The sequence below is a fragment of the Streptomyces sp. NPDC093598 genome (assembly GCF_044764825.1).
GTDB lineage: Bacteria > Actinomycetota > Actinomycetes > Streptomycetales > Streptomycetaceae > Streptomyces.
On sequence record NZ_JBIWIV010000010.1, the window covers coordinates 201,685 to 212,017 of the forward strand.

6 protein-coding genes are annotated in these 10,333 nt (G+C 71.0%); 5 read left to right on the top strand and 1 reads right to left on the bottom strand.

Going from position 1 to position 10,333, the window contains the following annotated elements; translation table 11 throughout:
* Positions 1-18: 18 nt before the first annotated feature.
* Positions 19-1,692, top strand: coding sequence for a PucR family transcriptional regulator (locus ACIRDU_RS26995; RefSeq protein WP_403583720.1), 1,674 nt, complete (start codon positions 19-21; stop codon positions 1,690-1,692).
* A gap of 125 nt (positions 1,693-1,817) precedes the next feature.
* The gene (locus ACIRDU_RS27000) at positions 1,818-3,263 is read left to right on the top strand and encodes an aldehyde dehydrogenase family protein (RefSeq protein WP_403583723.1); all 1,446 of its coding nucleotides are present in this window, start codon (positions 1,818-1,820) and stop codon (positions 3,261-3,263) included.
* A gap of 109 nt (positions 3,264-3,372) precedes the next feature.
* On the opposite strand, the gene ACIRDU_RS27005 is transcribed toward ACIRDU_RS27000, so the two are convergent.
* Positions 3,373-6,210, bottom strand: a complete 2,838-nt coding sequence (locus ACIRDU_RS27005) for a glycoside hydrolase family 3 C-terminal domain-containing protein (protein ID WP_403583725.1) — start codon at positions 6,208-6,210, stop codon at positions 3,373-3,375.
* 370 nt (positions 6,211-6,580) lie between these two features.
* Here ACIRDU_RS27005 and ACIRDU_RS27010 point away from each other — a divergent pair, with 370 nt between their 5' ends.
* Genes ACIRDU_RS27010 through ACIRDU_RS27020 form a run of 3 tightly spaced genes read left to right on the top strand, consistent with a single transcriptional unit; the run spans position 6,581 to position 10,289 of the window.
* Positions 6,581-8,266, top strand: coding sequence for an extracellular solute-binding protein (locus ACIRDU_RS27010; RefSeq protein ID WP_403583727.1), 1,686 nt, complete (start codon positions 6,581-6,583; stop codon positions 8,264-8,266).
* Between the two features lie 26 nt (positions 8,267-8,292).
* Entirely contained in the window at positions 8,293-9,342 is a 1,050-nt protein-coding gene (locus ACIRDU_RS27015) for an ABC transporter permease (RefSeq protein WP_403583729.1), read from the top strand.
* Positions 9,339-10,289, top strand: coding sequence for a carbohydrate ABC transporter permease (locus ACIRDU_RS27020; RefSeq protein WP_386637159.1), 951 nt, complete (start codon positions 9,339-9,341; stop codon positions 10,287-10,289). Before ACIRDU_RS27015 ends, ACIRDU_RS27020 begins: the two co-directional genes overlap by 4 nt.
* Positions 10,290-10,333: the final 44 nt, after the last annotated feature.

Sequence of the window (10,333 nt, forward strand, 5' to 3'; positions counted from 1 at the left end):
CCTGACGCAGAAGGCCTCATGCCCCTGACGCTCGCCTCGCTCGTCCACCACTCCGCGCTGAAACTGACCGTGCGGGCGGGCGAAGACCGCCTCGACGTGCCGGTCCGCTGGGCGCACGGCAGCGAGCTCGCCGACCCCGTGCCCTACATGGAGGGCGGGGAACTGCTGCTGATCACCGCACTCAAACTGGACGCCGAGGACCGGGATGCCATGCGCCGCTACGTCCGGCGGCTGGCCGGGGCCGGTGTGGTCGGGCTCGGCTTCGCCGTCGGCGTCCACTACGAGGAGATCCCCGAGGCGCTCGTCGACGCGGCCGAGGAGGAGGGTCTGCCGCTGCTGGAGGTGCCGCGGCGCACGCCGTTCCTCGCCATCAGCAAGGCCGTGTCCGCCGCGATCGCCGCCGACCAGTACCGGGCCGTCACCGCCGGGTTCGCCGCCCAGCGCGAGCTGACCCGGCAGGCCCAGGCCGGCGGGCCGGAGGGGCTGCTGGCCGCGCTGGCCTCGCAGGTCGACGGATGGGCGGCGCTGTACGACGCCTCGGGCGCGGTCGTCGCCACGGCGCCGGAGTGGGCGGGGCGGCGCGCCGCGCGGCTCACCGGTGACGTGCAGAAGCTGCGCGACCGCCCCGCGCCCGCCTCCTCCGTGGTGGGCGGGCCGGAGAACGAGGACCGGGTCGAGCTGCACACCATCGGCACCGGCCGGCGCCCCCGGGCGGCCCTCGCCGTGGGCACCGCCGCCGCCCCGGGCACCGCCGAGCGCTACGCCGTCCACTCGGCCATCGCGCTGCTGACGCTGACCACGGAACGCTCCCGGTCCCTCCAGGCGGCCGAGCAGCGGGTCGGTGCGGCGGTGCTGCGCATGCTGCTGGCCGGGGAGCCCGACCACGCGCGCGCGGTCGCCGGGGACCTGTACGGCGAACTGCTGGACGCGCCGTTCCGGATGATGGTCGCGGAGCGGGTGCCGGTGTCGGCGTCGGCCGCGCTGGCCCGTGCCGAGGCGCGCAAGGGCGCGCCGCCCGTCGAGCGGCCCTCGGCCGCCGCGCTCGCCGCGGCCGACACCGGCGTGGACCCCCTGGCGGCGCTCGCCGACGTCGTGGAGTCCGCTGCGGCCCGCGCCGGTGAGGCCGTGCTGGTGGTGCCGGAGGGGGAGCGACTGGTGGTGCTGGCCGCGGACGGTGGTGCGGCCGCGGCGGCCTGCGGGGAGTACGCGGCCGCCCTGGAGACGACCCGGACCGGCATACGCGAGAAGGTGCCCGGCGGCGAGGAGGACGAACTGGTCGTGGGCCTGTCGGCACCGGCCGGGCCCATCGCCGCGTCCTCCGCGTACAAGCAGGCCGAGCAGGCGCTGTCGGTGGCGCGGCGGCGCGGGCGCGTCCTCGTGGAGCACGAGCAGATGGCGGCCGGATCCGTGCTGCCGCTGCTGGCGGACGACGCGGTACGGGCCTTCGCCGACGGCATGCTGCGGCCGCTGTACGAGCACGACGCCACGGGCCGCGGCGACCTCGTGGCCTCGCTGCGCGCCTGGCTGTCGAAGCACGGCCAGTGGGACGCGGCGGCGGCCGACCTCGGCGTCCACCGGCACACCCTGCGCTACCGCATGCGCCGGGTCGAGGAGATCCTCGGCCGCTCCCTGGACGACCCGGACGTCCGGATGGAGCTGTGGCTGGCCCTGAAGGCCGCCACCACCGAATAGCCAAACCGGAGTGTCCACGTCCCCCACTGCTACGGCTCGGACAAACGCCCTTCGGCCGCCTCGCGCCTACCGTTGATCCCGCAGCAGCACAGGATCACCCCCGACGCCGAAGGGCCGGAACCCACATGACCTCCACCCACGCCTTCTGGCTCGCCGGCCGCCAGGCCACCGGCGAGGACACCTTCGACGTCACGTCCTCGTGGGACGGGCGGCTCGTCGGCACGGTGAGCGTGCCGACGGACGCGCAGGTCGAGGAGGCCGTGGCCGCCGCGTACGCCGTTCTGGACGAGTTCGCCGCCACCCCCGCCCATGTCCGGGCCGCCGCCCTCGACCACGTCAGCAAGCGCCTCGCCGAGCGCACCGAGGAGATCGCGCAGCTGATCTCCGCCGAGAACGGCAAGCCCCTGAAGTGGGCGCGCGGCGAGGTCGGGCGGGCGGTGTCCGTGTTCCGGTTCGCGGCCGAGGAGGCCCGGCGGTTCAACGGCGGCGACGCCCAGCGCCTCGACACCGACCTCGGCGGCCAGGGCCGGCTCGCCCTCACCCGCCGTTTCCCCAAGGGCGTCGTGCTCGGCATCGCGCCCTTCAACTTCCCGCTGAACCTCTGCGCCCACAAGATCGCCCCGGCCATCGCCGCCGGCGCCCCGATCATCCTGAAGCCGGCCCCGGCGACCCCGCTGTCCGGCCTGATCATCGGCGACCTGCTGGCCGAGACCGAGCTGCCCGCGGGCTCCTGGAGCATCCTGCCGGTCGCCAACGACAAGATGCCCGCCCTCGTGCAGGACGAGCGCCTGCCCGTCATCTCCTTCACCGGTTCCGAGAAGGTCGGCTACGCGATCATGGACTCGGTGCCGCGCAAGCACTGCACCCTGGAGCTGGGCGGCAACGGCGCGGCCGTCGTCCTCGCCGACTGGGCGAGCGACGAGGACCTGGAATGGGCGGCGAACCGCATCGCCACCTTCTCCAACTACCAGGGCGGCCAGTCCTGCATCTCCGTGCAGCGGGTCATCGCCGACGCCTCGGTGTACGACCGGCTGCTGCCGCGTGTCGTCGCCGCCGTCGAGGCCCAGGTCACCGGTGACCCGAGCGACGACAGGACCGACGTCGGCCCGCTGGTCAGCGAGGACGCCGCCCGGCGCGTCGAGACGTGGGTCCAGGAGGCCGTGGACGCAGGGGCGCAGCTGCTCACCGGCGGCAAGCGCGACGGCGCCTCCTACGCGCCGACCGTCCTGGCCGAGGTCCCGGCCGACGTCACGATCTCTTGCGAGGAGGTCTTCGGGCCGGTCCTCACCGTGCAGAAGGTGGACGGCGAGGCCGAGGCCTTCGCCGCCGTCAACGACTCCAAGTACGGTCTCCAGGCGGGCGTGTTCACCCACGACCTCCAGACCGCCTTCCGGGCCCACCGGGCCCTCGAGGTCGGCGGCGTCGTCATCGGCGACGTGCCGTCCTACCGCGCCGACCAGATGCCGTACGGCGGCGTCAAGCAGTCCGGCGTGGGCCGCGAGGGCGTGCGGTTCGCCATGGAGGACTACACGTACGAGCGTGTGCTGGTCCTCACCGGCATCACTCTCTAGCTCACGCTCTAGCTTATGGAAACCATTTCCATATAGGCTCTGCGAAGGGGCCCGGCACCGATGCCTTCCGGTGCCGGGCCCCTTCTCTGTGCCGGCCTGCTCCGGACCCTCAACCGGAGAAGCCGACGTGCGCGAGCCGCAGCGGGCCGCGCAGCCTGAGGTGCACGTCGTGGACGCCCGCGGCGACCGCGGACGCGCCCAGGGTGACGTAGTCGTACGGGCCCGAGGTCGGTGTGCCGGGCGACAGCACCGCGAGGACCGGGCCGCCGTCGAGGGACAGCTCGACCGTGCCCTCGCCGGCCACCTGCACCGTCACCTCGGAGACGCCCCGTCCGAAGTCGCAGGAGCGGAAGACCAGTTCGCCGGGCTCCGTGCCCGACGGTGTCACCGCGTCGCCCGAGACCTTCGTCCGGTCGACGATCTCGATGCCGCTCTGCTCGTCGAACCCGGCCGCGGCGAGACCGTCCGCGACGACCGCGCGCGGCAGGGTCGGGTCGCCGTCGAGCGTGACGGTCGTCCGCAGCCGGACGTCCTCGCTGGACGCCCCGGCCAGCAGCTCGTACCCGCCCGGTTCCACGCGCCACCGGTCCTGGGCCACGTCCCAGAAGGCGAACGCGGTCAGCGGGACTTCGAGGCTCAGCTCGGCCGTCGCCCCCGGGGCGAGGGTGACGCGGCGGTGATCCAGCAGCTCGCGGCGCGGACGCGGCACGGACGCGTCGACGGCCCGGGTGTAGAGCTGGGCCACCTCGTCGGCCGTGACGGCACCGGTGTTCGTGACGGAGAAGGAGACCCGCACCGTCGCATCCTCGACCCGGGCCGTCAGGTCGCCGTACGCGAACGACGCGTACGACAGGCCGTGCCCGAAGGGGAACAGGGGCGTCCCCTCGAAGTACAGGTACGTCTGACGGGCGCCGATCACGTCGTAGTCGAGGAGGTCGGGCAGGTCGGTGTCGTCGGCGTACCAGGTCTGCGGGAGACGGCCGGCGGGGGAGACGTCACCGGCCAGGACGCGGGCCAGGGCGGTGCCGCCCGCCTGGCCGCCGTGCGCGGTCCACAGCACGGCCGGGAGATCGGACGGGTCGACGGCGTAGGGGTAGGCGGAGACCAGCGCGAGCACGGTGGCCGGGTTCGCCGCGCGGGCCGACCGCAGCAGCCGCTCCTGGTGCTCCGGCAGACGCAGGGTCGTACGGTCCTCGGTCTCGCGGCCGTTGATGTGCGGGTCGTTGCCCGCGACCACCACGACCACGTCGGCCGCCGCCGCGGCACGCGCCACCGCCTCCTCGCCGCGCTCGGCGACGACCAGCTCGAAGACCTCGGGATCTTTCTCGGCAACCTTCACGCCGTCGGCGGAGACACACACATGGCGACCCGTCCCCAGGTGCTTCAGGAGGTGCCCGTTCCCGTGTGGTTCGAGGCGGAACGTCTCCTGCACGAACCAGCCGCCCGGCTGGTCGGCGGAGGCGCGGAGGTAGCCGTCGTCGGCGACCGAGAGGTAGCGGCCGTCGGGGGCGCGCAGGGTCAGGACGCCCTCGCCCCAGTCCGCGAGCGCCAGTTCGGTGCCCTCGGCGTCGGCCGTGAGGGCGGGCAGGTCGGTGCGGCCCGCGAGCAACGCCGGGTCGAGCGCGCCCTCGGCGCCGCGCACCTCGTCGGCGGCGCCCTCGGCCGCCGGCACGCGCAGGAACGCACCGGCGGAGGTCTTCAGCCGGACCCGGTCCACGCCCTCCGCGAACTCCACCCGATCCGCGCCGAACCGCTCGTACAGGCCCTCCAGCGGGGTCGAGCGGTGCAGGAGCGTGCCGCTGTACCAGTCGAGCTTGCACTCGTCGGCGAGCAGCCCGACCACCGCGACGCGGGTGTCCGGGGCGAGCGGCAGCACGCCGTCGTTCTTCAGCAGCACCACGGCCTGCTCGGCGGCCTCCTGGGCGAGGGCACGGTGCGCCGGGGTGTCGAACTCGCCGGTCGCGTCGTGCGGGTCGTACTGCGGGTCGAACTCCCCGAGCCGGAAACGGACCGAGAGCTGGCGGCGGACGGCGGTGTCGACATCGGCCTCGGTCAGCAGGCCGCGCTCCAGGGCGCCGCGCAGCCGCCCGGTCATCTGCGAGGAGTCCGTGCCGTGGTCGGTGAAGCTGTCGACGCCCGCGACGAGGGAGGCGGCGGTGGCCTCCTCGTGGGTGTCGAAGTAGTGCTCGGAGTCCACCAGGTTGCTCGGCGCCCCCGCGTCCGAGCAGACCAGCAGGTCCTCTTCGGTCCAGGTCCGCAGGTGCTCGGACAGGTACGGGGAGACGTGGTTGGGGCGGCCGTTGACCAGGTTGTACGCCGGCATCACCCCGGCCACCGCGCCCGCCTCGACCGTCTCGCGGAAGGCCCGCAGGTCGTACTCGTGCAGCACACGCGGTCGCACCGAGCTCGACGTCGTGGAGCGGTCCGTCTCGTTGTTGTGGGCCAGCCAGTGCTTCAGCACGGGCGCGGTGCGCCAGTAGACGGGGTGGTCGCCGCGCAGGCCGTGCGTGTAGGCCGTGGCGATCGCCGAGGTGAGCTTCGGGTCCTCCGAGTAGCCCTCCTCGTTGCGGCCCCACAAGGGATGGCGCAGCAGGTTGACCGTCGGGGCCCAGACGTTGAGGCCGACCCGGTCGTCCTTGGCGCGCATCGCGCGGATCTCCTTGGACACCGCGTCTCCGACGCGCCGCACCAGCTCCGGGTTCCAGGTGGCGCCGAGACCGACCGCCTGCGGGAAGACGGTGGCCGGGCCCATCCACGCCACACCGTGCAGGGCCTCCTGGCCGGTGCGGAACGCGGCGACGCCGAGCCGCTCCACGGGGGGCGCGAACTGATGCAGGAACGCGGTCTTCTCCTCGATGGTGAGCCGCGACAGGAGGTCGTCGATCCGCTTCGCGAACGGCAGACGCGGATCGCGGAACGGCGGCATGGGCGGCGTGAGTGCGGTCACGTGGGAATCCCTTTGCGATGGAGCGGCGAGGCCCTTTCGAAGCGCTTCGATGCTCGATCGGCGCAGGGGTGGGTGTCAAGACACCCCGGTGCAACATCTCCGAGCTTCGGGCGGCATTACAACGCCCCACGAGAGCTGCACGCGCTGGTGAACACCTCGGAGGAATCTTGGAATCGCCCCTTGTGCACCCCTGGGTGTTCACTTAACCTCGCAGCAACATCGAAGCGCTTCGACTGTGAGGTCCGCCGCCCGGCGGTGCGCATTCCGCGTCACGCGTCGGAGTATCGCTTCGGCTCAGCCAGTTCCACTCGAGACACCGCAGCCGACGGCCTCCGCCGGGTGTCCTGGTGCGCCATGAAGGGTTGACGCAATGACGCCGAACGCCGCCTCCGCTTCCTCCGGACCGAGCCGGAGAAGTTTCCTCGCCTCCACGGCGGTCGCCACCGCCGCGGTGGCGGGCGGGATGCCGTTGCTTGCCGCCTGCGGGGGGTCGCAAGAAGGGCGCAAGGAGGGAACCACCTCCGGGAAGGACGCCAAGAAGCTCCTTCCGGCCTTCGTGGCGCGGAACGTCGTCAGCCCCGACATCCCCTCGAAGAACGGCTCGGCCGCGGGGTTCACCCGGCCGCTGGACCTCAGCACCCTGAAGACCGCGGTGCCGGAGAAGCTCGGCAAGGGCAGCAAGATCAAGATCATGGCCCCGTTCTGGGGCACGCCCCCGTCGAACAACAACCCGTACTACAAGGCCATGAACCAGGCCATCGGGGTCGAGGTCAGCTGGCAGAACCAGGACGGCAACACCTACGACGAGAAGCTGGGGGCCATCCTCGCCTCCAGCGACATCCCGGACGTGGTGGTCGTCCCGGGCTGGAACCTGAACGGCAAGATACCGAGCGCCATCAACGCCAAGTTCGCGGACCTCGGCGAGTACCTCTCCGGCGACAAGGTCAAGGACTACCCGAACCTCGCGGCCGTCCCCACCGACGCCTGGCAGCGCTCCATCTTCGGCGGCCAGCTGCGCGCGATCCCGATGCCCGCCTCGCCCGTCGTGAACGTCGCCCCCTTCTACCGCAAGGACGTCTTCGACAAGGAGGGCTACACGCTCCCCACGTCGGCGGACGAGTTCCTGGCCTGGGCGAAGGAGGCCACCAACGCCAAGGCGAAGGTGTGGGCCTGCGACGACATGAAGTGGACCGCGTTCAGTGTGTTCGGCGTGCTGAGCGGGGCCGACAAGGCGCTGTGGTGGAACCTCGAGGGCGACAAGCTGATCAACCGGATCGAGACCGAGGCGTATCTCGAAGCCCTGGAGTGGACCCGCAAGCTCTACGCGGCCGGCGTGGTCCACCCCGATGCCAAGGCGGCCAACCAGGGCCTGGCGGGCAACCGGTTCACCGCCGGCCAGTCCCTCGTCTACAACGACGACCTCTCCGCCCTGTGGGGCAAGACGGCCGAACAGCGCACCCAGAACAAGGACTTCGGCATGGGTGTGATGGACATCTTCGGTCACGACGGCGGTGACCCGACCTTGTGGGCGGTCCAGCCCGCGAACATCTTCACCTTCGTCAACAAGAAGGCGTCCAAGCAGGTCGTCCAGGACTTCCTCGCCCTCGCCAACTACTGTGCGTCGCCTTACGGCACCAAGGAGTACATGCTCACCGTCTACGGCGTCGAGGGCACCGACTACACGGTGAAGGACGGGGTGCCGACGAAGACGACCAGGGGCGTCAACGAGGTCAACGGCGCCTTCGACTACACCGGCGACCCCGCCGCCTACATCGCCCACCCGGACCTGCCCGAGATAGCCAGGCAGCAGGTCGAGTGGCAGCAGCGGATGGGCGCCTTCACCAAGAAGTCCTCCTTCCACGGCATGACCATCACCGAGCCCAACCGGTGGACCAACCTGGCCGACGACTTCGAGCAGCTCGAGGACGACGTCGTGCGCGGGCGCAAGAAGATCAGCGACGTGCAGCAGGCGGTCTCGGACTGGAAGAAGCAGGGCGGCGACGACCTGCGGGCCTGGTACAAGAAGCTCCTCGACGACAACGGTTCCGCGAAGTAACCCGGCGCTGAGGCAAGGAGAAGGCCGTGTCGCACAGCACGGTGCCTCGCAGCAGGGCCGAGGCGCAGACGACGGACGGTACGACGAAGGCGGACGGGTCCCCCGGGCGGGGCCGGCCGGCCGGAGAGCGCAAGGGGAGACGTGCGGGAAAGCTGAGCCTGCGGATCCGCTTCCGGCGTGACCGGACGCTCGTCCTGATGACCGTGCCGGCCGTGCTGCTGGTGCTCGTCTTCAACTACGTGCCGATCCTCGGCAACGTCGTCGCCTTCCAGGACTACGACCCGTATCTCAGCGAAAACGGCTTCGTCGCCATGTTCGAGAGTCCATGGGTCGGCCTGGAGCAGTTCGAACGGGTCTTCTCCGACTCCGAGTTCTGGCACGCGGTGCAGAACACCTTCGTGCTGTTCTTCCTCCAGCTCGTGCTCTTCTTCCCGGTGCCGATCCTGCTCGCGCTGCTCATCAACAGCGTGATCAGGCCCCGGGTCCGGGCCGTCGCCCAGGCGGTCCTGTACCTCCCCCACTTCTTCTCGTGGGTCCTGGTGGTCACGGTCTTCCAGCAGATCTTCGGCGGCGCGGGCATCATCGCGCAGACCCTGCGCGATCACGGGCGTGGCGGGTTCGACATCATGACCGACCCGGAGATCTTCAAGTACCTGGTCACGGTCGAGGGCATCTGGAAGGACGCGGGCTGGGGCGTCATCGTCTTCCTCGCGGCCCTCGCCTCCGTCAGCAACGACCTGTACGAAGCCTCCGCGATGGACGGTGCCGGGCGCTGGCGCCGCATGTGGCACATCACGCTCCCCGCGCTGCGGCCGGTCATCGCCCTGCTGCTGGTCCTGCGGGTGGGCGACGCCCTCACCGTCGGCTTCGAGCAGCTGCTGCTGCAACGCGACGCGGTCGGGCCGGAGGCGTCGGACGTGCTCGACACGTACGTGTGGTGGAACGGCATCCGTAACCAGGACTTCAGTTACGCGGCCGCCGCCGGACTGATCAAGGGCATCGTCGGCCTGACCCTCGTCCTGGTGGCGAACAAGGTCGCCCACCTCATGGGCGAGCAGGGGGTGTACAAGAAGTGAGCACAGTCGTCGACCGGCCGTCGCTGACCGAGGTGGCCAAGAAGCCCAGTCCCTGGGCCGCCCCGCCCCGCCCGTCCTGGGAGGAGGAGCCCGCCAAGGCCGGACTCGCGGCCAAGGGCATCGTCCTCGCCTTCGCCTGCTTCGCGATCCTGTTCCCCCTGTGGATCGTGATCGTCACCAGCCTGTCCTCGAAGAAGACCATCGACGCGGCCGGCGGGCTGGTGGTGATCCCCAAGGACATCACCTTCATCGCCTATCAGGAACTGCTCAGCGGTGGCCAGGTCCAGCGCGCGGCGCTTGTCAGCCTCGGCGTCACCCTCGTGGGCACGCTGTTCAGCATGACGGTGTCGGTGCTGTGCGCCTACGGGCTCTCGCGCTCCGGCTCGCTCGGCCACCGCTGGATCCTGATGACCTTGCTCGCGACGATGTTCTTCGGCGCCGGGCTGATCCCGACCTACCTGCTGGTGCAGGCGCTCGGGCTGACCGACACCTATCTGGCGCTGATCCTGCCCAGCGCGGTCAGCGTCTTCAACATCCTGGTCCTGCGGGCGTTCTTCATGAACATCTCGCAGGAACTCACCGACAGTGCACGGATCGACGGGGCCGGGGACTTCCGGATCCTGTGGCAGATCGTCATGCCACTCTCGCGTGCCGTGATCGCGGTGATCTCCCTGTTCTACGCGGTGGGCTACTGGAGCGCCTGGTTCAACGCCTCCATCTACCTCACCGACCAGGACATGATGCCGCTGCAGAACGTCATGATCCAGCTCGTGCAGAAGCAGGAGCGTCCGGTCGGGCTCGCCGCGCAGATCAACACCGGCCAGATCTCGGCCCTCTCCATCCAGATGGCGGTGATGGTCATGGCTCTGCTTCCCGTCGCCGTGCTGTCGCCCTTCGTCCAGAAGCACTTCAAGAAGGGCATGCTCACCGGGGCCGTCAAGGGCTGAGCGACGCCCACTCGGTGGGGTGCTCCCGTTGTTCCGCGACTGCG

Bases quoted from the DNA above. Each gene is read 5' to 3' on its own strand.
- ACIRDU_RS27010 (WP_403583727.1), top strand. From the start codon at position 6,581: ATGACGCCGAACGCCGCCTCCGCTTCCTCCGGACCGAGCCGGAGAAGT.
- ACIRDU_RS27000 (WP_403583723.1), top strand. From the start codon at position 1,818: ATGACCTCCACCCACGCCTTCTGGCTCGCCGGCCGCCAGGCCACCGGC.
- ACIRDU_RS26995 (WP_403583720.1), top strand. From the start codon at position 19: ATGCCCCTGACGCTCGCCTCGCTCGTCCACCACTCCGCGCTGAAACTG.